The 25,391-nt window shown below is 70.3% G+C and carries 23 protein-coding genes and 2 pseudogenes; 13 read left to right on the top strand and 12 right to left on the bottom strand.

The genetic code is table 11. From position 1 onward, the window contains the following. Positions 1–71: 71 nt before the first annotated feature. Positions 72–1,184, bottom strand: coding sequence for an alkene reductase (locus J8M50_RS24525; RefSeq protein ID WP_010359119.1), 1,113 nt, complete (start codon positions 1,182–1,184; stop codon positions 72–74). Between the two features lie 46 nt (positions 1,185–1,230). Continuing rightward, entirely contained in the window at positions 1,231–2,562 is a 1,332-nt protein-coding gene (locus tag J8M50_RS24530; RefSeq protein ID WP_010359118.1) for an aldehyde dehydrogenase family protein, read from the bottom strand. Between the two features lie 175 nt (positions 2,563–2,737). Here J8M50_RS24530 and J8M50_RS24535 point away from each other — a divergent pair, with 175 nt between their 5' ends. Then, complete coding sequence (locus tag J8M50_RS24535; protein WP_010359116.1) at positions 2,738–3,658, top strand: helix-turn-helix domain-containing protein; 921 nt, start codon at positions 2,738–2,740, stop codon at positions 3,656–3,658. A 137-nt stretch (positions 3,659–3,795) separates the two neighbouring features. Here J8M50_RS24535 and J8M50_RS24540 read toward each other — a convergent pair whose 3' ends face one another. After that, the gene (locus J8M50_RS24540) at positions 3,796–4,278 is read right to left on the bottom strand and encodes a hypothetical protein (RefSeq protein WP_010359114.1); all 483 of its coding nucleotides are present in this window, start codon (positions 4,276–4,278) and stop codon (positions 3,796–3,798) included. Then, positions 4,275–4,814 (bottom strand): RNA polymerase sigma factor, encoded by a 540-nt coding sequence (locus J8M50_RS24545; protein WP_010359113.1) that lies wholly within the window; start codon positions 4,812–4,814, stop codon positions 4,275–4,277. Before J8M50_RS24545 ends, J8M50_RS24540 begins: the two co-directional genes overlap by 4 nt. Before the next feature lie 195 nt (positions 4,815–5,009). On the opposite strand from J8M50_RS24545, the gene J8M50_RS24550 reads away from it, so the two are divergent. Then, complete coding sequence (locus J8M50_RS24550; RefSeq protein ID WP_040838190.1) at positions 5,010–6,239, top strand: DUF418 domain-containing protein; 1,230 nt, start codon at positions 5,010–5,012, stop codon at positions 6,237–6,239. 21 nt (positions 6,240–6,260) lie between these two features. On the opposite strand, the pseudogene J8M50_RS24555 reads toward J8M50_RS24550, so the two are convergent. After that, a pseudogene (locus J8M50_RS24555) lies at positions 6,261–6,365 on the bottom strand (short-chain dehydrogenase); the annotation flags it as partial. A 540-nt stretch (positions 6,366–6,905) separates the two neighbouring features. Between J8M50_RS24555 and J8M50_RS49740 the strand changes: the two are divergent. Next, a pseudogene (locus tag J8M50_RS49740) lies at positions 6,906–7,010 on the top strand (Rieske 2Fe-2S domain-containing protein); the annotation flags it as partial. Here the strand turns inward: J8M50_RS49740 and J8M50_RS49745 are convergent. Continuing rightward, the gene (locus J8M50_RS49745) at positions 6,972–7,289 is read right to left on the bottom strand and encodes a hypothetical protein (protein ID WP_010359107.1); all 318 of its coding nucleotides are present in this window, start codon (positions 7,287–7,289) and stop codon (positions 6,972–6,974) included. The pseudogene J8M50_RS49740 and the gene J8M50_RS49745 overlap by 39 nt on opposite strands. A 16-nt stretch (positions 7,290–7,305) precedes the next feature. Here J8M50_RS49745 and J8M50_RS24565 point away from each other — a divergent pair, with 16 nt between their 5' ends. Next, on the top strand, positions 7,306–7,656 hold the full coding sequence (locus J8M50_RS24565; RefSeq protein ID WP_010359106.1) for a hypothetical protein: 351 nt from the start codon (positions 7,306–7,308) through the stop codon (positions 7,654–7,656). 207 nt (positions 7,657–7,863) lie between these two features. On the opposite strand, the gene J8M50_RS24570 is transcribed toward J8M50_RS24565, so the two are convergent. After that, the gene (locus J8M50_RS24570) at positions 7,864–8,718 is read right to left on the bottom strand and encodes a PaaX family transcriptional regulator (RefSeq protein WP_010359105.1); all 855 of its coding nucleotides are present in this window, start codon (positions 8,716–8,718) and stop codon (positions 7,864–7,866) included. A 439-nt stretch (positions 8,719–9,157) separates the two neighbouring features. Here J8M50_RS24570 and J8M50_RS24575 point away from each other — a divergent pair, with 439 nt between their 5' ends. The 4 genes from J8M50_RS24575 to J8M50_RS24590 are packed head-to-tail and all read left to right on the top strand — an operon-like array spanning position 9,158 to position 12,577. Further along, complete coding sequence (locus J8M50_RS24575; protein WP_029184503.1) at positions 9,158–10,135, top strand: ABC transporter substrate-binding protein; 978 nt, start codon at positions 9,158–9,160, stop codon at positions 10,133–10,135. Further along, positions 10,132–10,947: an ABC transporter permease gene (locus tag J8M50_RS24580; protein ID WP_010359101.1), complete on the top strand. Its 816-nt coding sequence runs from the start codon at positions 10,132–10,134 to the stop codon at positions 10,945–10,947. The genes J8M50_RS24575 and J8M50_RS24580 overlap by 4 nt, the downstream gene beginning before the upstream one ends. Before the next feature lie 6 nt (positions 10,948–10,953). Further along, positions 10,954–11,736: an ABC transporter permease gene (locus J8M50_RS24585; RefSeq protein ID WP_010359099.1), complete on the top strand. Its 783-nt coding sequence runs from the start codon at positions 10,954–10,956 to the stop codon at positions 11,734–11,736. Positions 11,737–11,761: 25 nt separating this feature from the next. After that, a complete protein-coding gene (locus J8M50_RS24590; protein WP_010359098.1) occupies positions 11,762–12,577 on the top strand; it encodes an ABC transporter ATP-binding protein in 816 nt (271 codons plus the stop codon). A gap of 227 nt (positions 12,578–12,804) precedes the next feature. Here the strand turns inward: J8M50_RS24590 and J8M50_RS24595 are convergent, their stop codons facing one another. Together J8M50_RS24595 and J8M50_RS24600 are read right to left on the bottom strand one after the other, a co-directional pair. Then, positions 12,805–13,641, bottom strand: a complete 837-nt coding sequence (locus J8M50_RS24595; protein WP_010359096.1) for an oxidoreductase — start codon at positions 13,639–13,641, stop codon at positions 12,805–12,807. A gap of 49 nt (positions 13,642–13,690) precedes the next feature. After that, a complete protein-coding gene (locus J8M50_RS24600) occupies positions 13,691–14,509 on the bottom strand; it encodes an SDR family NAD(P)-dependent oxidoreductase (protein WP_010359094.1) in 819 nt (272 codons plus the stop codon). Between the two features lie 105 nt (positions 14,510–14,614). Between J8M50_RS24600 and J8M50_RS24605 the strand changes: the two genes are divergently transcribed. Then, on the top strand, positions 14,615–15,238 hold the full coding sequence (locus tag J8M50_RS24605) for a TetR/AcrR family transcriptional regulator (RefSeq protein ID WP_075662005.1): 624 nt from the start codon (positions 14,615–14,617) through the stop codon (positions 15,236–15,238). 30 nt (positions 15,239–15,268) lie between these two features. Here J8M50_RS24605 and J8M50_RS24610 read toward each other — a convergent pair whose 3' ends face one another. The 3 genes from J8M50_RS24610 to J8M50_RS24620 form a co-directional block, all read right to left on the bottom strand. Further along, positions 15,269–15,637: a hypothetical protein gene (locus tag J8M50_RS24610; protein WP_141655650.1), complete on the bottom strand. Its 369-nt coding sequence runs from the start codon at positions 15,635–15,637 to the stop codon at positions 15,269–15,271. 496 nt (positions 15,638–16,133) lie between these two features. Beyond that, positions 16,134–17,264 (bottom strand): NUDIX hydrolase, encoded by a 1,131-nt coding sequence (locus J8M50_RS24615; RefSeq protein WP_010359091.1) that lies wholly within the window; start codon positions 17,262–17,264, stop codon positions 16,134–16,136. Positions 17,265–17,377: 113 nt separating this feature from the next. Then, positions 17,378–18,808: a DUF1996 domain-containing protein gene (locus tag J8M50_RS24620; protein WP_029184501.1), complete on the bottom strand. Its 1,431-nt coding sequence runs from the start codon at positions 18,806–18,808 to the stop codon at positions 17,378–17,380. Between the two features lie 245 nt (positions 18,809–19,053). Between J8M50_RS24620 and J8M50_RS24625 the strand changes: the two genes are divergently transcribed. The 4 genes from J8M50_RS24625 (at position 19,054) to J8M50_RS24640 (ending at position 25,373) form a co-directional block, all read left to right on the top strand. Then, positions 19,054–19,665: a hypothetical protein gene (locus J8M50_RS24625; protein WP_010359088.1), complete on the top strand. Its 612-nt coding sequence runs from the start codon at positions 19,054–19,056 to the stop codon at positions 19,663–19,665. A 512-nt stretch (positions 19,666–20,177) separates the two neighbouring features. Continuing rightward, positions 20,178–21,455 (top strand): MFS transporter, encoded by a 1,278-nt coding sequence (locus J8M50_RS24630; RefSeq protein WP_075693715.1) that lies wholly within the window; start codon positions 20,178–20,180, stop codon positions 21,453–21,455. Beyond that, positions 21,452–23,209: an alpha/beta hydrolase family protein gene (locus J8M50_RS24635; protein ID WP_010359085.1), complete on the top strand. Its 1,758-nt coding sequence runs from the start codon at positions 21,452–21,454 to the stop codon at positions 23,207–23,209. The genes J8M50_RS24630 and J8M50_RS24635 overlap by 4 nt, the downstream gene beginning before the upstream one ends. A 262-nt stretch (positions 23,210–23,471) precedes the next feature. Continuing rightward, positions 23,472–25,373: a RiPP maturation radical SAM C-methyltransferase gene (locus J8M50_RS24640; protein ID WP_010359084.1), complete on the top strand. Its 1,902-nt coding sequence runs from the start codon at positions 23,472–23,474 to the stop codon at positions 25,371–25,373. Positions 25,374–25,391 lie beyond the last annotated feature (18 nt).

The following is a 25,391-nucleotide window of genomic DNA, read 5'->3' on the forward strand; positions in this document are numbered from 1 at the left end:
CGGGCTCAAAGGGTCGGGTGCCTGTCCATGGGGAAGTGGGGCTGCCGCATGAACAGGCGTGACCGTGGGCGTCAAGCCGCTTCGTGGAAGGGGTAGTCGGTGTAGCCCTCCGCGCCCACCCCGTAGAACAGTTCCGGCCGCGGCTCGTTCTCCGGGTGGCCGCCCCGCCAGCGCTCGACCAGGTCGGGGTTGGCGATGAGGGCCCGGCCCACGACCACGGCGTCCGCGTGGCCGGCCTCGATCTGCTGGAGCGCCTGCTCGCGGGTGGTCTGCCCGCCGAAGGGGCCGCTGTTGACGATCAGCTTGCCGTCGAAGCGCCGCCGCAGCTCCTGTACGAGGTCGCCGCCCGGCTCGACGTGCAGGACGGAGAGGTAGGCCAGGCCCAGCGGGCGCAGCTGGTCGAGCAGGGTGCCGTAGGTGGCCAGGACGTCGTCCCGGTCGGTCTCGAAGACGTCCCCGAGGTCGACCTCCGGCGAGATCCGCAGCCCGACCCGCTCGGCGCCGACGGCCTGGGCGACCGCCGTGACGACCTCGACGGCGAAGCGTGCGCGGTTGTGCGGCGAGCCGCCGTATCCATCGGTGCGCTGGTTGGCCGCCGGGGAGAGGAACTGCTGGAGCAGGTAGCCGTTGGCGCCGTGGATCTCCACGCCGTCCGCTCCCGCCTCGATGGCCCGGCGGGCCGCCGCGACGAAGTCCTCCAGGGCTCCCCGCATCTCCGCGCTGGTCATCGCTTCCGGTACGGGGTAGGGCTGCTCGCCCTTCTCGGTGAACGTCTTGTTGTCGATGGCGATCGCGCTGGGGGCGAGGATGCGACGGCCGCCGTTGATGTCGGGGTGGGTGCCACGGCCGGCGTGCATGATCTGAAGGACGATACGGCCGCCGTCGGCGTGCACCGCCTCGAACACCCGCTGCCAGCCGGCCGCCTGCTCGTCGGTGGCGATGCCCGGCTCACCGACGTACCCCTGCGACGCGTGGTCGGGGTAGGTGCCCTCGGTGACGATCATCCCGACGCTCGCCCGCTGCCGGTAGTACTCGACCATCAGGTCGCCGGGAACGCCGGTCGAACCTGCCCGGACCCGGGTCAGCGGTGCCATGACGATGCGGTTGGCGAGCTCGATCTTCCCTAGGGAGACGGGGGAGAAGAGCGATGGGGCGGGCGAAATCTCTGAATGGTTGGCAGTCATGGGTTTCTTTCTTTCTGTAATGCGGAGGGAAACGGCAGGCGTGGGTCTAGGCGAGCGGGGTGTCTGTGACGGCTTTGAGGTGGCTGAACGTTTCGAGGGAGTAGCGGCCGTGGTAGCGGCCGGTGCCGCTTTCGCCGACGCCGCCGAAGGGGAGGCCGGGCATGAGGAGCTGCATCACCGGCTGGCCCCAGGCGACGCCGCCGGAGGACGTCTCGTTCACCAGGCGCGACTTGGTGGCCTCGGACGTGGTGAAGGCGTAGAGGGCGAGGGGCTTGTCGCGTTCGTTGACGAAGGCGATGGCGGCGTCCAGGTCTGCGATTTCGACGACGGGGAGGAGCGGGCCGAAGATCTCCTCCTGCATGACCGGCGATGAGGGGTCGACGTCGGTGAGGACGGTGGGTGCGATGTACAGGTCGTCGCGGTCGTGTTCGCCTCCGACGGCTGTGTGGCCGGAGTCGAGGAGGCTGGTGAGGCGGTCGAAGTGGCGTTCGTTGATGATCCGGCCGTAGCCGGGCGAGGTCTGCGGGGTGGTGCCGAACTGGTCTTGGAGCGCCGCGCGGAGGGCGGGGACGAGGGCGGTGGCGGTGGCGGGGTCGGTCAGGACGTAGTCGGGGGCGATGCACTGCTGTCCGGCGTTGCCGAACTTGGCGCCGGCCAGCCGTCTGGCGGTCTCGTGGACGTCGGCGTCGGGGGCGACGAAGACCGGTGACTTGCCGCCGAGTTCGAGGGTGACGGGGGTCAGGTGCTGGGCGGCTGCGGTCATGACGATGCGGCCGACGGTGCCGTTGCCGGTGTAGAAGATGTGGTCGAAGCGCTGGGCGAGGAGGGCGGTGGTCTCCTCGGCGCCGCCCTCGACGACGGTCAGGACGTCGGCGTCGAAGTACTCCCGCAGCAGCCGCGAAGCCACCGCCGAGGTGTGCACCGACATCTCGCTCGGCTTGGCGACCACGGTGTTCCCGGCGGCGAGTGCGCCGATGATGGGGTCGATGAGGAGGTGCAGGGGGAAGTTCCAGGGGGCGATCACCAGGACGACCCCGAGCGGGTCGTACGTCGTGTACGCCGTGGTGGGGCCGAAGTGGGCGGGGACCTCCACCGGGCGGGGCCGCAGCCACTCCTCCAGGCTCGCGAGGGTCTCGTCGATGTCGGCGACGGTGAAGTCGATCTCCTGCGTCTTGGCCTCGGCGGGGTTCTTGCGCAGGTCCGCCCAGAGCGCTGCGAGGAGTTCCTCCTCGTTGTCGGTCAGCAGGGCGCGCAGCCGCCGCAGCTGGTCGAGGCGCCACTCCAGCGGGCGGGTGACACCGGTGTCGAACGTGGTGCGCAGCCGGCCGACGGTCTCCGCCGCCGTCTCGCTGCGGTGCGTCTCCTGTAGTGCGGTCATGGGGTGTGCTCCGTTCCTGGTGCAAGCTCACGCCCGGGCCGTCTTCCGGCCGGGCACAGTGACCAGCGTCCGGGACGGCCCGGTATTCACCCAGGTCACGGCTCTGTGTAGGCCTGCGATGCCTACCACTGGTTGGGTCAGGCAGACGTACGCCCGGGCGGGGATACTCGAAGGCATGGACGAACACCACCAGCCCGACGGTGGCGGGCTTGACCCGCAGGCCGGGCTCAGCGAGTTCCTGCGCACCCGGCGGGCCCGGCTGAAGCCGGAGGACGTGGGGCTGCGGGACTTCGGGCGCTACCGGCGGGTGCCGGGGCTGCGGCGGGAGGAGCTGGCCCAGTTGGCCGGGGTGTCGGTGGCCTACTACACGCGGCTGGAGCAGGGCAACGGGCGGCACGTGTCGGCGGAGGTCCTCGACGCCATCGCCCGCGCGCTGCGGTTGAGCGATGCCGAGCACGCCCACCTCATCCACCTGGCGAAACCCCTACAGCGCAAGAAGAAGCCGGCCGGGCGTACCCAGCAGGTGCGGGGGCATCTGCGGACGCTGCTGGACACCATGGACAGCGTCCCCGCGATTCTCGTGGGGCGGCGCTCGGACATCCTCGCCTGGAACCGGATGGCCGCGGCCGTCTTCGGCGACTGGGACGACCTGCCCGCGCCGGAACGCAACTGGGCGCGGCTGATGTTCCTGCGGCCCGCATTCCGCGACCTGTTCCTGGACTGGGACCACAAAGCCGCCGACGTCGTCGCCCAGCTGCGCATGGACGCCGGCTCCCACCCCGACGACCCCCTCCTGTCCGCCCTGGTCGGCGAACTCTCCGTGAAGAGCCAGGAGTTCCGGCGGCTGTGGGCCACCCACGACGTCAAGGAGAAATGCCACGGCACCCAGCGCCTGCACCACCCCCTCGTCGGCCGACTCGACCTCCGCCTCGAATCGTTCCACCAGGCCGACGACCACGAACAGATGCTCGTCACCTACCACGCCGAACCCGGCTCCCCCTCCGCGGAAGCACTACGGCTGCTGGCCAGCTGGGGCACCGACGCGACAAGGGCAGGCGCGGAAGCGGGGATGCCGCCGACACACACGGCTCGATGAACACCCCTTGATCATCGGGTAGTTGGCTCCTTTCGGGGGCGCGTGCGGCGCCCGCCGTCAGGCTCCGAGCGCATGTGTAAAGTCCCGGTGCGTTTCCGGCAGCTCCTCGAACAGGAACAGACATTCGTGGTCGCGTCTTACGAGGGTTCCTCCCGCAGGGAGTCGCGTAGTCGCAGCAGTTCCCGGCGCCGGGAGCGTGCCCGCGTCAGGAGCAGTCCCGCAGCGGCGGCAAGTGCGGTGCCGGTCGATGCGACCGCCAGCGCCTCGGCCGTCGTGCCGCGTACCGCTGTCAGAGCCGTCCCGGCGACGCCGGTGGTCACGGTCGCCACCAGCGCGAGTCGGGCGCCCAGCACCCGGTCCCGGGCGAACAGCGGCCTGCGCCGGGACAGGGCCCAGCCGGAGAAGGCGGCCCAGGCCACCCCGATGGCGATCAGTACCGCGAAGGCGGCCTGGGTACGCGCGGGCAGCGGGTCCGGCTCGGTCGCCCACAGCACCGCGATCAGCGTCGCCGCGCACCCTCCCGCCAGCCCGATGCCCACGTACCGCATCCGGGAGCGCAGCGAGACCTCCGCCGCCAGCACGCGCTCCAGTTCCGCGGGTACTCCGTGATGCTCGCTCATGCCTCGTATCCCCTCTCGGTCAGGACGTCCCGCAGCAAGCGACGCGCGCGGTGCAGCCTGCTCTTGACCGTGCCCGGCGGTACGCCCAGTACCTCCGCGCACGAGGCCAGGGACAGGTCCTGCAAGTGGAACAGGACCAGCACTTCCCGCTCCAGCGGCGGCAGTCCGCCGAGGCCGGCCTCGATCTCCAGCGTGGTCAGGACGGCGGCGAGCGGGTCGACGTCGTCGGCGATCGTGCCGTCCTCCACCGTCGAGGTGTCCGCGTACGCCTGCCGGAGGTGGTCGGCCACCGTGCGCCGGGCGATGGTGAACAGCCACGGCGCGAACCGCTCCGGCTGTCGCAGACGCGGCAGCCCGCGCACCACGGCGACCCATGCCTCCTGGACGAGATCGTCCGCGAGGTACCCGGACCCCGCCACTGCCCGCACATAGCGCCACAGCGGCGTGTGCCAGAGCCCCACCAGCTCGCGGAACGCCTCCCGTTCCCCGAGCTGGCAGCGCACCACCAGCAGCGCACTGCGCCTGTCCTGGTCCACCGCACCTCCCTGCCCCACGCCACGCGTCACCAAGAGAGTCGGTGTCCAGGGCGGAAAGGTTCACAGGGCCTGGAGCCTCGCTCCCCGCGCCGCCTCGACGTACGCCTCAGGTCTCATCCCCTCACTCGCCAGAGCTACGGCGGCGTCAACCCATGGAGTGACGACTGACAGTACGGCCGTCCCTACCGTTCTGGAATGTCAGAAAAAGGGACAACTCCACCCCCTGCCCCGCCGGCCGAACGCCCCGCGCCGAACGGGCCGGCCGCGCCACGGATCGACGAGGTCGACGCCCTGCGGGGGTTCGCGTTACTCGGGATCCTCATGGCCAACGTCATGGTCGTGAGCACCCTCGTATCCATCCGCATCGACGACGACAGCCTGTTCGTCCCGTTCACCGGGCCGGTCGACGCGGCGGTCTGGACGGTCGTCACCAGCCTGTTCCTGGGCAAGTTCTTCCTGCTCTTCTCGTTCCTGTTCGGCTATTCGTTCACGTTGCAGCTCGAAGCGGTCAAGCGTGCCGGTGTGCCGGCTCTGCCCTGCCTGTTACGGCGCTGCGCCGCACTCTTCGCCCTCGGGGCCGTACACGCGGCGCTGTTGTGGTTCGGTGACATCCTCACGCTGTACGCACTGCTGTGCGTGGTGCTCGTCGTACTGCGGAACACCCGCCCGGCGATCACCGCGGCCCTCGGCTGCTGCGTCCTGGCCGCCTTGTCCGCGGACAAGCTATGGACCCTCGGCCTGTTTCCCACGGGCGGCAGCGACCTCGTCTGGTTCTTCGACGCGACCCGCGACGCCGGTTTCCTGGGCGGCTTCCACGACACCCTGCACACCCAGCTCGACGTCGGGCCCCGCTTCGCCCTCGAAGTCATCTGGCCAGGCCAGGGACCTCAGGCGCTGGCCCTGTTCCTGTTCGGCTTCGCCGCCGGCAAACGACGCCTCCTGACCGACACGGACGCGCTACGACCCTGGCTCGGCCGAGTCCAGGTGGCCGGCCTGCTCGTCGGCGGCCCGGTCGCCGTCTGGGCCGCGATCGCCGAACGGTACGACACCGGCCTTCCCGCCCTCCTCGAAGCGGTGGTCCCGATCACCGACACCCTCGTCACCGCGTTCTACATCGCCACCGTGGTCCGCCTCTGCCGGGGCCGGGCCGGCCGCCGCGTGATCACCGCCCTCGCCCCGGCCGGACGCATGGCCGCCACCAACTACGTCGCGCAATCGGCCGTGTTCATGGTCCTGTACACCGGCTACGGCTTCGCGCTCGCCGACGACGTACCGGCCCTGGGCATCGTGGCCCTGGCCGCGCTCACGTACGCCGCCCAACTCGCCGCCAGCGCCTGGTGGTTGCGCCGCCACCCCCACGGCCCCGTCGAATGGGCCTTGCGAGCGGCCACTTACGCACGACGCCCCAGATGGCGATCGTCGTAGAACCTGGGATACGCGAGGGCGTCAGCTTTGGCGGCCGGGGAGCATGGCCAGGGCCCGGGAGCGCTGCGCGACGAGGCCGTCGTAGGTGCCGTCGCGTTCGGCCCAGCGGTGCATGCCCGAGACCAGACCGACCACACCGGGCACGAGAGCTGCGGCGGAGTGGCCCGACGACGCCCGCTACTGCCTGACGACCAGCTGACCGGCCGTACCTTCGTCGATCCGGCGACGGGCTACCAGGCGGAGTTCGTACGGGTCCTCGACCCGCAGGGGAACCGTTCGCCGGGCAACTGCTCGCGAACGCCAGTTGGCTCCTCGGCGTACAGAACGCCGACGGCCGGCCGAAGAAGCTGTACGCCCCCTTCCTGCTCGCCCCCCAGGGCCGGCCCACCGAACGCCGCGTGATCGATCCCGGCTCCCGCTACTCGGTCGATCCGTGCACGCGGACGGCGTACGACCCGGGCGGCGCCCGGATCTACCCGGCGACCCTGGACCCCGCCCTGCGAGCCCGGCTCGGTGACTACCGCGACCCCAGGTTCGTCGCGGACCCGGACTTCGTCTACTCGGTCCACCCGGTCACCGGGGCCGTCAGCCACCCTCGACCAGCAGGCGACACCGGCAGATCAAGCATTCCCTCCAGCCCTTCCCGACTCCAAAGGCTGGTTCTGCGTGGGCTTCTGGGACGAGATCACACCGGGAAAAGTCGTCGTCCTCTACCGCACCAAGAGTGGCAGGCTACGGGCGATCGAACCCTACTGCCCCCACCTCGGCGCACATCTCGGCGTCGGCGGCACCGTCCAGGGCGAAGATCTCGTCTGCCCCTTCCACGCCTTCGGCCCCGACGGCACCCCGCCCGCCGAAATCCGCCTCGCCCAGCTGCACATCCAGGAGAAACACGGATTCGTCGTCGCCTGGTACGACCCCGACGGCGGCGGACCCACCTACGAGATCCCCGACCTCGACACCACCGGCTTCTCCTCCCTCGCCCACGCCGTCGTCGAACTGCCCACCCACCACCCGCGTCCCCCTCGCCGGCCTGCGCCGCCTGCGCATCCCGCTCACCTACATCATGGAGATCCACGGCCTCGGTTACATTCTCGCCACCGCAGATCTCCCCAAGGTCGGACCCGTCCTGCGCCTCTGGCTCCTGCCGACCGTCGCCGGCCCCTGGCGCACCCACATCTACAGCGGTGCCAGCCTCACCCTGCCCGCTCCCCACTGGCTGCCGGGCGGCCGACGGATCATGCAGGCCCTCCCGTACCGCCGATGGGCCCGGCAGTTCTACCCCAGCCTCGACACTGCGTCTCCCAACGGTGCAAAGCCGGTGGATGAACGCGGCCCCGACCAGGTGATCCACGATCTGCTGCGCCGGCAGGTGCGAGAGCCGCGGGCCGCCATGAGGACCCGTCCGCGATCGTGATGGTCTCCCAGACCGTGCACACCTCCGTCAACGCGCCCAAGGCCGCCACCGGCATCACGCTGCTGGACCAGGTCGCCGCGGACAACCCGTCGGCGCCGTCGGGACCTGCTTCCGCGAGCCCACAGGTCATCGCGATCACTCAGCACCCTGCCCGCGTCCCGGGCACCGACCGGAGGCGCTCGGCGAGCACGCAGGGCCTTGTGGTTGTCACGCCGTCGGGGCAGTCCCGGGAATGGTGTCGAGCACCGCGGCGGCCATGAGGCGGGCCGGTGTCGCCGTGCCGGAGGCGATGTGGCGGAAGGTGTCCTCCGCGGGGCGGGCGGGCCAGTCGGCGGGGAGGCAGGGGCCGGGGAGTCTGGGGTCGGAGCGGATGATCTCCAGCCATTCGCTGACCAGACGCAGCCGGACGGCGATGGCGTCCGACGCGGACCACTCGGTGGCGGACCAGCGCCGCGAGAAGGAGGTGTAGCGGGCCGCCAGGGCGTCCAGGTCCCACGTGTCACTGACCATCCGGCGGATGTCGGTCGCCTCGTCGGCGCGGGCGTGGAAGACCTTCACGTGCGCGAAGACGCCGAGTTCGTCGATCACGGCCGTGAGGTCGACGTGGCCGGGGGCGATCCACAGGCCGTTGTAGAGCGGTCCGAAACCCAGCCAGCCCAGACGTGAGCGGAGGTCGTGGCGCTGGCTGTGCCAGGAGTCGGGGAGCGAGAAGCCCAGCAGCGTCCAGGTGCCGTCCCAGTCCTCGTTCACCACGCTCGTCTGCCAGAGGCGGCGCTTGCCGTCGCAGAGGATCTCGGTGGCGAGCGGGGTGAGCCCGAAGTACATGCGCCGGCCGTTCCTTCGGCGCGCGAGGAGATCGCGGTTGACCATGCGGCTGAGTGTGGAACGCACCGCCTGCTCACCCACTCCGGTCCTGGCGAGGATGTCGATGATGCTCCCGGAGTAGACGTAGAGGGGGCCCTCGTTCAGGACGTGGTTGCCGAAGAAGGCGAGCAGGAGCGACTGCGGACGCACCGGTGACGGTGGGCCGAGCAGTCGGTCGTGCGTGGCGTTCACGTCCATCCGGGCGAGGCCATGGCCGACCGGTCCGGACGGGGGCGGAGGGCGGGTGCCGGGGGATCGGCTTCGGCCGTACGCGTGTCGGGCCCGTCCGTCGTGCACGGGGACTTCGACGGTGGCGCCGTGGGAGCTGTGAGGGTGCGGGCGTTGGTGCGGTGCGGCATGGGCCGGGACTCCTCGTCGTCGTGGAATGGCGGGTGGAGGATCGGTGGCGAATTCCTTCGTCGCAGGCACTGACACGGCGAAGTTAGATGTGTAGATTGCGGTCGTCAAGATAGTGCACAACATGGGCTCGGTCGTTCCGGCTTCGGCGCCTGAGCGGTTCTCCCGGACCCCATGGCTGCCGTCGGCCGAGCCCCACGCACCCAGTCGGCTCGTCCCTTCACCTCTCTCCCCGTGCGGCAGCGCGTCTCGTTATCCGTTCTTGCTCAAGGAGGAGCTCATGCACAGGCGTATGACGGGTCTCGCCCTGGTCGTGCTGTCCGTCGCCGGACTCACCGCATGCGGTTCGTCGGACTCCGGCGACGCCAAGGGGACGTCGGATTCCGGTGGCAAGACCACGGAGGTGACCGTCGGCGTCATCCCCATCGTCGACGTGGCGCCCCTGTATCTCGGCCAGAAACAGGGTTTCTTCGAGAAGCGCGGCATCCGCCTCAAGACGGTCACCGCGCAGGGCGGTGCCGCGATCATCCCCGGTGTGGTGAGCGGCCAGTTCCAGTTCGGCTTCAGCAACACCACGTCCCTGATGCTCGCCCAGACCAAGGGCGTGCCCATCAAGGCCGTCGCCAACGGAGCCGCCTCCAACGGCAAGGTGGGCGCCGACGTCACCGCCGTACTGGTGAAGAAGGACAGCCCGGCCAAGTCGGCCAAGGACCTCGCCGGACACACCGTGGCCGTCAACACGCTGCAGAACATCGGTGACACGACGGTCCGTGAGACGGTGCGCAAGGCCGGGGGAGACCCCTCGAAGGTCAAGTTCGTCGAGATCCCCTTCGACCAGATGCCGGCCGCGCTGGACGACGGCCGGGTGGACGCCGCCTGGATGGGGGAGCCCTCGCAGACCATCGCCAAGGGCAAGGGAGCCCGCGTCATCGCCTCGCCCTTCGCCGAGACCGACCCCGCGCTCACCGTGGCGGCGTACTTCACCTCGACGAAGATCGCGCAGCAGAACCCCGCCCTCGTGAAGAAGTTCACCGAGGCGATGAACGAGTCCCTGGAGTACGCGTCCGCCCACCCGGACGAGGCACGGAGCACCCTCACCACCTACACCAAGATCAGCGGTGACGTGCTGGACAAGCTGATCCTGCCGAGCTGGACGACCGCCGTGAACCGCGCCTCCCTGGAGAAGCTGGCCGAACTCGGCCGCCAGGACGGCGTGTTCGGCGACAAGAAGCCGGACATCGGAGCACTGTTCTCATGACCCTCGCGGACGTCAAGAGCCCCGCGACCGCGCGGCGCGTGCCCCTGCCCGGCCCGTCCGTCCTGCGCGGACTGGCCGGGGTGGCCGGGCTGGCGGCCGTACTGGAGACGCTGCCCCGCACCTCGCTCGTCTCCCCCGACTACCTCCCCCCGGCCTCCACGACGGTCCGCGCCTTCTGGGACATGCTGGGCGAGGGCACCTTCTGGTCCGCTCTCGGCGACACCCTGACCGGCTGGGGGATCGGCCTCGCCATCGCCGTCGTGGCCGGAGCGGTGGCGGGCGTGGTCATCGGATCGGTACCCCTGCTGCGCGCGGCCACCGCCTCCACCATCGAGTTCCTGCGGCCCATCCCCTCCGTCGCGCTGATACCCGTCGCGGTACTGCTGTACGGAACCGACCTGCGGTCGAAACTGCTCCTGGTGGTGTACGCGTCGTTCTGGCAGATGCTGGTCCAGGTGCTCGCCGGCCTCCACGACGTGGATCCGGTGGCCCGGGACACCGCCCGCAGCTACCGGCTGAGCGCCTGGGAGCGGGTCAGGTACGTCCTGTGGCCCACGGCGCTGCCCTACGTCATGACCGGTGTACGGCTCGCCGCGACCGTGGCGCTCGTGCTCGCCGTCACCGCCGAACTCGTCATCGGCGCACCCGGCCTCGGCCAGGAACTGGCCGTCGCCCAGACCTCCGGGGCGGTGCCCAGGGTGTACGCCCTGGTGCTGACGACCGGTCTCGTCGGCGTCGCGGTCAACCTGGCCGCGCGGGCGGTCGAGCGCCGGGTGCTGCACTGGCACCAGTCCCAACGGACCGGGAGGTAGCCGCACATGTCCGTTCGCAGCGCCGTACGCGGTGTCCTGCTCGCCGTCACCCTGCCCGCCGTGCTGTTCACCGTGTGGTGGTTCGCCAGCGCCGGCAGCACCGACTTCTACCTGCCCCCGCTCTCCACGATCCTGGACAAGTTCACCGAGGTCTGGACCCTCGACCGGCTGAAGGCGGACGTGCTGCCCAGCCTGCTGCGGCTGACGGCCGGATACCTGCTCGCCGCGGCCGTGGGCGTCGCGGTGGGCCTCGCCGTCGGCTCGGTCCGGGTGCTGCGCGAGGTGCTGGAGCCCGTCCTGGAACTCTTCCGCGCCGTTCCGCCGCCCGTACTCGTTCCCGTGATCATGCTGTTCGCGGGCATCGGGGACACCATGAAGATCATCGTGGTGGCGAGCGGCTGCGTCTGGCCGATCCTGCTGAACACGGCCGAGGGGGTCCGCGCCGTCGACGAGGTCCTCGACGACACGTGCCGCTCCTACGGGATCACCGGACCGTCCCGGCTGTGGCACCTGGTGCTGCGCTCGGCGAGCCCGCAGCTCCTCACCGGCATGCGCCAAGCCCTGTCCATCGGCATCATCCTGATGGTCATCAGCGAGATGTTCGCCTCCAGCAACGGCCTGGGCTTCACGATCGTGCAGTTCCAGCGCTCGTTCGCCATCCCCGAGATGTGGAGCGGCGTCCTGCTGCTCGGCCTGCTCGGCTTCCTGCTGTCCCAGCTCTTCCGGTTCGTGGAGAACCGGGCCCTGGCCTGGTACCACGGTGCGCGCCGTGCCCAGCGCGACTCCTGACCGACCGGCTCTCCCGGAGGTGCCCATGTCCTTGCTTGACATTCGGAATCTGCAGAAGACCTACACCGGGCACGGCCGCACGGTCGAGGCACTGCGCGACGTCACCTTCTCCCTCGACGCGGGCGAACTGGTCTGCCTGGTGGGGCCGTCCGGCTGCGGCAAGACCACCCTCCTCAAGTGCGTCTCCGGACTCCTCGACCCCACGGGCGGTGAACTGCGCCTCCAGGGCAGGCCGATCACCGGACCGCCGCCCGGGATGGCCGTCGTCTTCCAGGAGTACGGCCGCTCCCTGTTCGCGTGGATGACCGTCCGGCAGAACGTCGCGCTGCCCCTGCGCGGGAAGAAGCTCGGCAAAGCACGCCAGGCCGAACTGGTCGAACACGCCCTGGACGTCGTCGGTTTGAGCGACGCCCACGCCGCCTACCCCTGGCAGCTCTCCGGCGGCATGCAGCAACGCGTCGCCATCGCCCGCGCCGTCGCCTACCAGCCCGAAGTGCTGCTGATGGACGAGCCGTTCGCCGCCGTCGACGCCCAGACCCGCGCCGACCTGGAGGACCTCGTCCGACGTCTGTGGCGCGACCTCGGCGTCACCGTCCTGTTCGTGACCCACGACATCGACGAGGCCGTCTACCTCGGCCAGCGCACGATCGTCCTGTCGAAGTCGCCGACCGTCGTCAAGGAAGACCTGCGCATCGACCTCCCCGACGAACGCGACCAACTCCACACCCGCTCCACCCCTCGGTTCGCGGAGCTCCGGGCGAGGGTCTACGAGCAGATCCAACGAGCCAAACAGGAACAGCCGGAACAGCCCAGCCCACCGGCCGTACGGACCGGAGGCTGAGAGAATCCGGCGGGCCTGCTGCGGGGGACGGGCAGAGGTTTGCAGAGGGAGTGTTCGGAGCTTACGTTCAGGATGTGGGCGAGGGCCTCCACGGGGGCGTCCGTCCGTACCCATGCGGCGCGGGCGCCGGTCGCTTGGATCTCGGCGACCGTCCCGCCGGCATCGCTCGGGGAGGCGATGACGACGGTGTCGCTCAGTTCTGGCATGGCCGTGTTCTCGATGCCGGGTCAGACGCCGAAGGCGCTGCGGACGACGAAGTCGAAGGCGCGGTCGGGGAGCAGCCAGCGCAGGAACATGGTGGGGGCGGCCCCGAAGCCGACCCGGTAACGGGTGCGCGGCCGGCGGGCGTTCGCGATCTTGACGATCGTCTTGCCGATGACCGAAGGCGCGGAGGTCATACGGGCGTCGGGCTGCGAGCTTGCGGCGAGCGTCTTGGAGACCCCCTCGGCGAGGCCCGAGTACGCCCCCTTGCCGGAGGTCTCCTTGAGCGTTTCGGCGGCGATGGCTCCCCACTCCGTGCGGATCGAGCCGGGTTCGACGACCACGACGTCGATCCCGAACTGCTTGGTCTCCATGCGCAGGGCGTCGCTGAGCGCCTCCACGGCGTACTTGCTGGCGTGGTACCAGCCGCCCAGCGGAGTGACGAGCTTGCCGCCCATGGAGCTGACGTTGACGATGGTGCCGCTCCGCTGGGCACGCATGTGCGGCAGCACCAGCTGGGTCAGGCGCGCCAGACCGAAGACGTTGACCTCGATCTGGGCCCGCGCCTCGGACAGGGGGACGTCCTCGACGGAGCCGTAGGAGCCGTACCCGGCGTTGTTGACCAGGACGTCGATGCGCCCCGACGTGGAGATGATCTGGTCGATGGCCTTGCGGAGGGAGTCCTCGTCGGTGACGTCGAGGCTGAGGACGTGCACCCCGGCGTCGCGCAGCGCGGTCATCCGCTCGACGCGGCGGGCGGCGCCGTAGACGGTGTAGCCCGCTTCCCGCAGGCGCAGCGCGGTGTCGGCGCCGATTCCGGAGGAGGCGCCGGTGACAAGGGCGACCTTGGTGGTGCTGGACATGTCGATTCCTTCTCGTTCCGTGGTTCTTCGGGGTCTCAGGGGGGCGGGCTCAGCGGCCCTCGGCCAGTACGGAGATGCCGGCACCGTCGCGCCAGGTCCGCAGGCGCGAGGCGTAGACCTGCTCGGCGATGTCGAGGGGCGCGCTGCCGAAGAAGACCCGCAGCGGCGGCTCGGCGGCATCGGCGACCGCGAGGATCGCGGCGCCCACGTGGGCGGGGTCGTACTGCGGCATGTCCGCCGTGGCCGCGACCATGGCGTCCCGCACCGGCTGGTACGGCGGCTGCGCCTCGGCCCGGACCGCGCTGGAGCCGCCCCAGTCGGTGCCGTAGGCGCCGGGCTCGACGAGGGTCACCTTGATGCCGAAGCCGGCGACCTCCTGGGCGAGTGACTCGCTGAACGCTTCCAGCCCCCACTTGGAGGCGTGGTACGTGCCCAGCAGCGGGAACGCGGCCACGCCGCCGATCGAGGAGATCTGGATGATGTGCCCGTGCCCCTGCTCGCGCAGGATCGGCAGCACCGCCTGGGTCACATGGAACGGCCCGAGGACGTTGACCTCCAACTGCCGGCGGAACTGCTCCGCGCTGACCTCCTCGATCGCGCCGAACAGGCCGTAACCGGCGTTGTTGACGACGATGTCGAGCGCGCCGAAGCGCTCCTCGGTGGCCGCGACGGCGGCGACGACCGCCTCCCGGTCGGTCACGTCGAGCGCCAGCGGCAGTACGGCGTCCCCGTACTTCTCGACGAGGCCGGCCAGCGCCTCGGTGTCCCGGGCCGTGGCCGCGACCTGGTCGCCGCGCCCGAGGGCCGCCTGCGCGAACTCCATGCCGAAACCGCGTCCGGCGCCCGTGATGAACCACGTCCTGCTCATGCCGATCTGCCCTTCTCCGTGGCCGGGGTGACCCCTGGCTTCCATCACACAATGACGAACGTGTCATCGAGTGTCAACTCTGACCATGGGTGATAACCTGAAGCGGTGACGACGGAGAAGACGAGGCCAGGGCTGCGGGAACGCACGCGACAGGCGGTGCGGCGCGAGATCACGGAGGCCGCCAACGCCCTGTTCATCGAGCGCGGCTACGAGGCGACGACCATCGACGACATCGCCGCGGCGGTGGGCATGTCCAAGCGCAGCGTGTTCCGCTACTTCCCCACCAAGGAAGACCTGGTCGTCGGCAAGGTCGACTACCTCGCCGAGGAAATGCTCCAGGGGTTGCGCGCCCGCCCGGCCGATGAGCCCGTCTGGCAGTCACTGCGCGCGCTCTTCGATCTGCTGGTGCCGCACATCGACGACCTCGACAAGGACTCCGTCGCGGCGCCGATCCAGCGGGTCATCTTCAACACGCCGAACCTGCTCGGCAGTTACCTGGAGAAGCAGCAGCAGATGCAGGAGGTGGTCGTCACCGCCCTGAGCGAACGCGCAGCCGAGGCGGGAACCCCCTGCCCTGCCGGCGACTCGGCGCTACGCGCGATCACTGCGGCTGCGTTCGGCTGCCTTGTCGCGGCTCAGCGGGCGTGGCTCGAAAGCGGCTCTGGTGGCACTTTTGCGGATGCGCTGGATGAGGCGATGGCCGCAGTGGCTCCGCAGGTTCGCCTGTAGCCCAGCGCCTCACTCGCCTATGAGTCCGGGTCACACGCTCTTGAGAACCCAGGTGTCGTTCCAGTCGCCGTAGCGCCCGATGACCGCTGCCCTCCCCTTGATGTACTGCGCGCCCAGCGTGTCGAGGTAGCCGGCAATGAACCGGACTGTGTCGCGGTCCGGGGCCACGCGCCAGACGGTTGCCTCAGGGGAGTCGCAGTCCCTCACCTCCACGGGGTATCCGTCAAGGAAAAAGTTCCGGACAGCGCTGGCGCACTCGCCTGTGTTGACGCTCTTGAGGTTGACCATGTCCGGATCGCCGTCGACGCTGACGAGCTCCCAGCGGTCCTCCGCTTCGCAGCCGCTGACAAACACCGGCCGTACGATATTTCCTGCCAGTTGTAGGAGGACGACAGGCATTCCCGGGTGGTCGCGTTCACGATCTGATAGGTCTTCGGCGGCACGGCTCCGGCGGGAGTCACTGAAGCGAAGGTTGCGGCGGTGGCGAGCATGAGCGTCGGCACCAGGGTCGGCAGGCGCATGGGATTCCTTCGGGTGAGGCAGAGAGGGCGGGGCATCCCTGTCCAGGCCAGGCCCGAGCGACGCCGTCCCGCAAGGCAATTCACTCGAACGCGTCCCCCGATCCTCGCGGTGCCCGGTGAGGGGCGCGACCTGCATAAATGCTGACCTGCCCCGCGCGGCGAATCGTCCCGCAGGCCAGCCCCTGACCGACGTAGGCAACACCTTCCGTGACCCGCTTTCCTCTGAAGGCGGTCGAGGTCGTCGGGCCACGGTGCCACGGCCTGAGGCGCCGGTCTCCTCTTGCAGCGCCGCTGCTGCCAGGGGCTCGTCGGCGGGCTCGGTGTGTCCGCCGGGGGAGAGGAGGGTGACGAGCGAGGCGGGGTGGTTGTCCATGTCAGCTCAGCCGCATCCCCTCCGCCGGGATCTCCTCGACGGCGACGGCGACGGCGCGAGCAGCGGGCAGGCCCCACCGCTCGCGGGCCGTCTCCGCCGCGAGTTGAGCTTGGCGCGCTCCGGGCGGGCCCCATCCCAGCAGGGCGGCTGCCTGGGCGGGGGTGGTGAGCAGGCGGGCGAAGGGGCGGCCGGTGGCGGGGTCCACGGCCGACGGTCCGACGGAGGTGACCCGGGCGGCCAGACGGAGCCGGGCGTTGGGCCCCACGCCGCCGTAGACCTCGCCGGTCTCGTCCAGCACCCAGCCCAGCCGTACCGGGTCGGCCAGGGTGAGCTGGGCTTCCTCGGCGGCTTCGCGGTGCAGGGTGTCCTCGGGCGTCGCATCGGTGCTCTCCACGGTGCCGCCGGGCAGCATCGGCAGCGCGCCCTGCGGACCGGGGTCGGCCACGACGACGACCCGGCCGCCGGGAGCGAAGCACCACGCCCAGGCTTGCTTCACGGGCAGTCGCTCGGGGACGGGGCCGTGGCGGAGAGGGCTGTTCCACAAGGGCCGGTAGCGGACGTGGACGTCGTGGCGGTCCAGCGCCGGGACGTCGAGGATGTGCCGGCCGTCGGCGAGGTGCGCGGTGGCGGTGTTCCCGAGCCGGGCCCGGTAGGCGGCGAGCATGATCTGCCCGTCCACGGGACGCAGGCGCCGCACCGCGTCCCGGGTTTCCAGGAAGGCGTACTTGGACAGTTCCTCGCGCGGCAGACGGATCGTCTCCACCTGGTCGGGGGTCAGGGTTCCCCCGTCGAAGACGAACCGGACCTCACCGGGGCAGGGTGTGCCGGGGTGGTGCGAGGAGAGGGAGTGGACAGCGAGTACGGCCGACAGGGGCAGGTCCGGCAGGCCCAGTTCCTCGGTGATCTCTCGCCGACAGGTGACGTGCGGGTGCTCGCCGGGTTCGACGACGCCTCCGGGCAGCAGCCACGAGCCGTCCTTGCGGTAGGTGGGGTGTACCAGCAGGACCCGGCCGGACTCGTCGGTGATGATCGCGGCGGCGCCGAGCCACGCCGCGTGCCGGGATACGGCGTATTGCGCTGGGGGCAGAGCGGCACGCGGCGTGATGTGCCTCGAAGGGGAGGGAGAGGGCATGTATCCCTGCCTTTCACTAACGGTGGGCGGTCGAGTACGCAGGGCAGCGCTGTCCCGGTACGACCGGCCAGTTCACGGTGCTACGGGTCTGCCCCTGTTTCCCAGGGACGAGGTCATTGGCACTTTCGGCCGGTGTTGATGCACTGGACCAGCCTGTTCATCAGGCGCTCGTCCAAGACGTTGATGAAGTCGCCGTGGTCCGTGATCGGCTTGTGCATCTGCTCCGGGAAGCCGTCCACCGCGTAGAACGGCCGGGTTTTGCCGTTGTCGTCGAGGCTGGGGGCCGCTACGGAGTAGACGAGGCGCTGGACGAGCTGCGGTATGGCCTTGAAGCCGGTCGGGCAGGCGCCGGTCCTCCGGTCGGCGAACGCGACATGCGAGCGGTGGTTGGCGCTGTCGATGCTCCGGCCGTCCCAGCAGCTCTGGAACGTGGACGTACGGACCAGCTTGCTGCCCCGGGGGCAGATCGGATACCTGTCCGTCAGCTGCCGGTTCTCGAAGCCGGTGCAGCTCCAGGCCGCGTTGGCGTTCGCGGTGCCGTTGGTGAACGCCTTGGCGTCGCCGGTGATGATCCGCAGGAACTTGGGCATCGCCACGACCTTGCCACGGGGGCTGCCGACGAAGTTCAGCGTGACCTTCGAGGCGGTCAGGATGCGGCCGGTGTTGCCTTCGGCACCGCCGCCGAGCTGCTTGGCGTCGAACTCCCGGGTGCCGTCCTGCAGACGGAGCACCGGCCAGTAGTACGTGGACCTGTCCCCCTGGTTGCGGCAACTGGTCCCGGCGGCGGCGAACTCCTCGTTGGTGGTGAACGCGTCGTTGTCCTGGTTGCCGACGTAGTCGTGCGTATGGTGCGCGCCGTTGCCCACGCCGGGGGCGACGATGATGTTGTCGGAGTTGTACAGCTTGTTGGCGTTGACGCCGCACCGCGTCGTGAAGGTCCCCGTGGAAGCGCCGCGCGATGTCCGGGGGCTGCGCACATTCGGCTGGACGGTGGTGATGTCCACGAAGTCGGAGGCCACCGGACCGTTGCCGCCCTGGCCGGCGGCGTTGCCCTGCTGGTTGCCGGAAGCGCGCAGCGAACAGGCGGCGAGGGCTTCAAGGCCCTGCGGCCTGGGGCCCGATCTGCCGATGGTGATCGCGATGCGGTCGATGGTCGCGGCCCGCTTGTTCTTCAGCGGTCCCATGATCGCGTTGTCGGCGAAGGAGCTGTCCTGCTGTACGGCCCTGGCCGAGTTCCGCAGCCGCTGGTACGCCTCGGCCACCTGCTGGTCGAGGAGAGCGAGTTCCTTGTCGACCAGCGCCCTGGCCCGGTCCGGGACTGACATCAGCTTCGCCCCGACATCCGGGCAGCTGATCGTGACAGCTCCGGCCGACAGGACCTGATCCCCTTGGGACGCGCGTTTCGTCGAGTTGCTGTTGCCGCTCTCATGGGCGGAGGCATAGACACTGACGGCTATCAACCCTCCTGCCCCCAGAGCCAGGCCCGCCGCCGCGGCGATGGCTCGCTGCGTCGTCTTCGATCGTTTGCGCGTATTGCGTCGCATGGGGTTCCTCTGGGGGAGTCGGATCAAGGGGGCTTCGGATCACATCGGGGCGGGGCCGGCCGCACCCATGTTTACGGGTGGGACCGGAGGGAGTGCGGGAATCCCGCGCCGCGTCATGCCTCCGTAAGAACTCGGAGCGGGATGGAGGACCGAGCGGGTCTCCACCGGCGGATCGCGTCTTACGGTGGTCTTACGCGTGGTGGGTGGAGGCGGTGGGGCAGAGGGCGGCTGCCTAACGTGCCAGGATGCGATCCTTCCGTACCGCGTACGCGACAGTTCTGGTCACCGTGGCTCCTCTGCTGCTGGCCGTCGCTGGTCTGATGCACCCCCGGCATCTGACGGCATCGACGGCCGGCCACTGGGCTGGGATGCACATCGTCCTGCTGCCCGTCTTCCCCCTTCTCGTTCTCGGACTGGTGGTCCCCCTGTGGGGGAGGCCGCGTCGTGATGCGGAGGGGGCGCTGACGGTTCTCTCCTGGGCCGGGTGCCTCTGGTTCGCCGCGTACTACTCCGGCCTGGACGCGGTGGCCGGCATATCCGCCGGCACCGCGGTGGACCACGGTGTCCACGGTGCGGCCGGGCCGCTGTTCGTCGTCGGAGACGAACTGGGCCGGGCCGGTGTGTACGGCCTCGCCGTGGCCTCGTTCGCCACCTGCGCGGTGCTCTGGCGCCGGCACGGCGTGCGGGTGTTGCCGGGCGCCGTCGTCCTGTTCGCCGCCTGCTGGTCGTTCGTCGACAGCCACATCTTCTGGCCCAAAGGGGTCTTCACCATGCTCGGCTTCGCCGCCGCCTTCGCTCTCCTGACGGTGACGTCGACTCGGCCAGCCGAGACCGCGCCGACGCTGACGAACCCCTGACGGCGTCTGTTCAAGAGGCGACGGTCCCCGCCGGTGCCGGCGGGTTCGACGCTGCCGCGCGCCGCGCTCATCGCCGGACGCCCGGCTGAGACGGCCCGGGAAGCCGGACAGCACGCACTGCTCCCGCGTCTGATCCCGGCCACGGCGATCTCCCACCGCCACGGCGGCTCTCCGCGTAGCTGTGCCGCCACCCGTCCGGTGAACCCTTGACCCGCCGCGAGGCGGAATTTTGCGAAGGGTTTAATTCCGGTAACCATCCCCTCCTCATAGTGCTCCGAATTTCCGCGAAGATTCTTTTATGGCGGATCAAGAGTACGCCGGGTCTCCAAGATATCCAGGGGCGACGAACTCGCAGCTCACACCCTGTGCCAGCCGATCGTACAGAGATCGAGAATCCACGTAACGCGCAGTATTGCGGAAGCCCGGGACCCTCGCTACGCTGAGCCAGCTCCACCGCGAACGGCGTCGAATTCTTCCGAACGCGGTCGGAGAATGAAGCGGGAGGGGCCGCTATGACCACGCGGGGTGAATTAGACCAGCTTCCCGCTTTTTCTCGGGTGCGGGATTTTCGATTACTCTGGACGGCCGGTGCGATAGACGGCCTGGGTACGCACGCATCTGTTCTTGTTCTTCCCCTGACATTGTTGGGGGCCGGATATCCGTCGAGCCTCGTGGGATTACTCGCCACCACGGCGACGGCGAGCGGACTGGCCGTCTCCCCGTTCGCGGGGGTACTCGCGGACAGATGGCCCCGCAAACCCATGATGATCGGTGCCTCGCTCGTGGCAGCCGCCGCGATGGGAACAGTGTTCGCGGCGGTGGCGTGGGACAGGGTCGTCTTCACCCACCTGCTGGCCGCCGCCGTCGTGGAACAGACGGCGAGCGCGTGCTACCTGGCCGCTGCCCACGGCACGGTCCGCAGGCTCGTCCCACCGGCCGACTACCCGCGCGCGATCGGCAGCCTCCAGGCACGTGACCAGGCCACCCAGATCGTCGGCCCAGCTTTCGGCGGCGTCCTGTACCAGCTGGCCAGATGGGTGCCGTTCCTCGCCGACGCCCTCTCCTTCCTCCTCTCCGCCGCCCTCGTCAGAGCCGTACGCGCCGAACTGTCGCCCGAACGGGACACCCCGGGCGCCTCGTTCCGCTCCGAGCTGGCCCAGGGCATCCGCTTCGTGTGGACCGACGGATTCCTGCGCTTCGTCCTGCTGTGGACCGCGGGACTCAACGCCGTACTCGGCGCCCTCTACTACCACGCCGTCTTCAGCGCGCAGAGCCGCGGCGCCAGCGCCTCGTCGATCGGCCTGATCCTCACCTTCTCCGGCGTCGGCGGGCTCGTCGGCGCGCTCGGCGCACCCTGGCTGGTGCGGCTGCTGCCCCGTGCGCTGGTCGTCGCGGCAGCCTCGTGGATCATGGTTCCGGCCGCTGTGGGGCTCGCGTTCACCACCACGACCTGGGGCTACGGCCTGCTGCTCGGTGCCGTGTCGCTGACCGCGCCGTCCGTCGTCATCGTCCTGCACGCGCGCGCCGTCCTCGTGGTGCCCGACACCCTCCAGGCCCGCGTCGGCACCGTGCTGGGCACGGCCGGTGAGGGCCTGGCGGCCTGCGCGCCGCTGGCGGCCGGGGTCCTGGTGTCCGCGTACGGCGGCCGGACGACGGGGCTCGGCTGCGCGGGCGCCCTCGCCCTGCTGGCGCTGTACGCGACGTTCGGCGCCACCCACCTGCGCGCCGACGACCCCCGGCCGGAAGCGGAGCAAAAACGCGAACCCGCCCCCGAGGGACGCCCACGGTGACGGGGCGGGACTACGGCGTGTACCGCCCCCTGCTGCCCGCGGTCTGCCCGGCCGACCCCGACCGGATGGCCTACGCGGGCGACGCCGACGGCCGCTGCGAGATCTTCGCCTGGGACCGGGCCACCGGGATCTCCCGCCAGGTGACCGCCCGCCCGCACGGCACCCTGCTGTGCACCATCGACGCGGAAGCGGCCGTGTGGTGGTTCGACGAGGACCACCGGGGCCACGGACACTGGCGGGTCCAGGACTTCGACGGCGGACCGCACCTCCCGGCGTTCCCGCAGGCGGCCCCCGGCAGACCGCGCGGCCTGGCCATGACCGACCGGGGCCTGGTGGCCGCCGGGCTCGAAGACCCCGAAGGACTCCGCGTCCACCTGGGCCGACGCGGCGCCCCCGACACCGTCGTCCTGCGGACCGACCGGCACGCACGGCTGTGCGACCTGGCCCCGCACGGCGACCTGCTGGCGCTCGCCGGCCCCGCCCACTCCCCGCACGCGATCACCCTCCTCACCCCCGACGGCACCACGGTCGACGTACTCCCGGGAACCGCCGGCCGCATCTGGCCCCTCGGCTTCCACCCCGCCTCCGCCGACCCCCTGCTGCTGGTCATGCGCGAGCAGGACGGCCGCTACCGCCTCGGCACCTGGCGGCCGTCGCGCGGCGTCGACCTGTACCCCTGGTGCTCGTTCGACACCGAGACCACCGCACGCTGGTACCCGGACGACGGCCGCATCCTGCTGCGCCAGAACCGCCACGGCCGCAGCCGCCTGTTCACCGCCGACCCGCAATGGCGCACCGTCACCGCACTGCCCGTCCCCGCCGGCAGCATTCTCGACGCCGCCCCGCGCGGCGGCGGAGACGTCCACTACCTCTGGACCGACGCGGTCACCCCGCCGCGCACCCTGTCGCTGTCGGGAACCCGCATGCCGGGCCGCGACTGGCGGGTCCCCGCCCACGGCCGGCACCAGGACCTGTGGACCCCGGGCCCCGACGGCCCCGTACACACCCTGCTCTCCCTGCCCACCGACCGGCCCCGCCCCTGGCCGCTGGTGTTCCTGCTCCACGGCGGCCCGGCCGACCACGACCGCGACGCCTACGACCCCATGGTCCAGTCGCTCACCGCGTCCGGTTTCGCCGCGGCCCGGGTCAACTACCGGGGTTCGACGGGGTACGGCCCGTCCTGGCGCACCGCCTACCCGGACGGCGTCGGCCACACGCAGGTCGCCGACCTGGTACGCGTCCGCGCGGACCTCCTGCGGCGCGGAGTCGGCCGCGCAGGGGCGGTCGGCCTGTGCGGCACCTCGTGGGGCGGCTACCTCGTCCTCCTCGCCCTCGGCACCCACCCGGAGTTGTGGAACGCCGGGGTCGCCGTCAAACCGGTGGCCGACTGCGCGACGTCCTTCCGCCACTCCACCCCGGCCCTCCAGGCCCTGGACACCGCCCTGTTCGGCGGCACCCCCGACCAGGTCCCCGAGCGCTACGCCCACGCGTCGCCCACCACCTGGGCGGGCGCGGTCCGCGCCCCCCTGCTCATCGTCGCCGCGCGGGGCGACGCCAAATGCCCGCCCGAGCAGATCGAGGTGTACGTCGCCGCACTGCGCGCCCGCGCGGTCCGCCACGACCTGCTCTGGCTGGACTCGGGGCACGACGGCTACGACGGCGCCCAGCACGTGGCCGTCATGGAACGGTCCCTGCGCTTCCTCGGCCGGAGTCTCGCGAGCACCCCGGCCCCAGACGTCCCGGCTCCGCAGTGAGCCGGGGTGAACAGCACCACGACCCAGCCCGATCCGATCGACAGAGAGGGGGTGCGCCATGCAGAAGGACGTATTCCACGACGACCCGCTTGAGGACGCCGACGAGAACCGTGCGGTCGGAGTCGGCATAAGGATCCGATTCCGCAATGCCGACGAGCAGGAGCAGCAGGAGCAGTAGCAGTACCGGGGGTCGGCCCGGACAGCCACAGCGAGCCGACCCCCGCCCGGCCGAACGATCCCGACCCATGAAAAGAGGCAAGCCGTGCGCGTACTCCTGGTGAACATGCCCTGGGCGCCGATCGATCTCCCGTCGCTGGCCCTCGGAATCCTCAAACGCAGCGTCGACGAACACGTTCCCGGCGGCCGGGCCGAGATCATGCACGCCAACATCGATTTCGTGGACTGGGTGACGGAGCGCACCGATTTCTCTCTCGGGGACTACGGTTACTACTCCCTCGCCTCCTATTTCCTCGGCTGCGGCGACTGGGTCTTCTCCTCGGCGCTGTACGACGACCCGCAGTGGCGGGTCGCGGAATTCACCGAGGCCATGCACAACCGGCTGTCCGGCGAACGGATGGCGATGACGAGGGAACTGCACACGGCCGCGCCCGAATTCGTCCAGCACATCGCCGAATGCGTCGCAGCGCTCGAACCCGATGTCGTCGGATTCACCTCCACCTTCCAGCAGAACACCGCAGCACTGGCCGCCGCCCGGTACGTCAAGAGGCTGGACCCGCGGATCGTGACCGTCATGGGAGGCGCCAACTGCGACGGCAAGCAGGGCGAGGCCGTGCACCGCAACTTCCCGTTCGTCGACCACGTCGTGCGCGGCGAGGGCGAGGCGTCCTTCCCCGCCCTGCTCAGGGCCCTCGACGGGGACGGGGACCTCGCCGCCGTCCCCGGGCTGTGCCGGCGCGACACGGACGGCGGGTCCACGACGAACGCCATGAGCACCGTGCCGCTGCCGCCCGCCGCGATCCTGTCACCCGACTACACCGGCTACTTCGAACGGCTCTCGGCCTCCGCCGCCCGGTCCTGGGTCGAACCGAAACTCGTCGTCGAGGGCGCCCGGGGATGCTGGTGGGGGGAGAAGCACCACTGCACGTTCTGCGGCCTGAACGGCTCGTTCATGCAGTTCAGGAGCAAGAACCCGAGCGCGTTCCTCGACGAGATCGTCGAACTCGCCCGCCGGCACCGGATTCTGGACATGTACGTCGTCGACAACATCCTCGACATGGGATACATCTCCTCGCTCCTGCCGAGGATCATCGAGAGCGGCCTCGACCTGAGGATGCACTACGAGATCAAGTCGAACATGCGCAGAGGCCAGTTGCAGACCCTGGCCGACGCCGGACTGATCTACGTCCAGCCGGGCATCGAGAGCCTCAGCAGCAGGGTGCTCGGCCTGATGGACAAGGGCGTCACCGGCTGCCAGAACGTACGGATGATGCGCGACGGCGCCGCCGTAGGGCTGTCGGTGGTCTGGAACTACCTCCACGGCTTCCCGGGAGAGGCCGCCGAGGACTACGACGACGTGACGGTCCAACTGCCCGCCCTGGAGCACCTCCAGCCGCCGGTCGACGAATCCGCCAGGATCGCCATTGAACGCTTCAGCCCCTACTTCAACAACCCCTCCCTCGGCTTCTCGGACCTGCGGCCGGCCGAGCCGTACCACCTCACCTACGAGCTGCCGGAAGCCGAGATGTTCGACCTCGCCTACGTGTTCGCCGTACCGCCGCGCGGCGTCGACGAGGCCGTCGTGGGACGGCTCAACGCGGCGATCAGGCAGTGGAAACAGTCGTACCCCGGCAGCCGCCTCACCTCCTGCGACCTCGGCGACCGGATCGTCCTCGTCAGCACCCGGCGCGCCTTCGCATGGCACGTGCGGGAACTGACCGAACCCGTCGAGGTCGCCCTCTTCCGCCTGCTCGACCAGCCCCACTCCGTGGCCGCCGCCGTACGCAAACTCCGTACGGAGCACGGCGACGCGGCCGGTGACCGTGAGCTGGGCGAGATCCTGCGGCGCTGGCGGGAGCTGGGGCTGACCTTCGAGAACGGCGGCCACGTCGTGCAGGTGGCGGTGCCCGCGGTCAACGAGGAGCTGCTGAGGATGCATCCCCTGCGCCGGCCCACCGTCCAGGAGCCGGTGGCGGCACTCGCCTGAGCCGTCCGCAGCAGCCGA

Origin of the sequence: Streptomyces acidiscabies, from assembly GCF_020010905.1 — a bacterium.
Lineage (GTDB): Bacteria > Actinomycetota > Actinomycetes > Streptomycetales > Streptomycetaceae > Streptomyces > Streptomyces acidiscabies.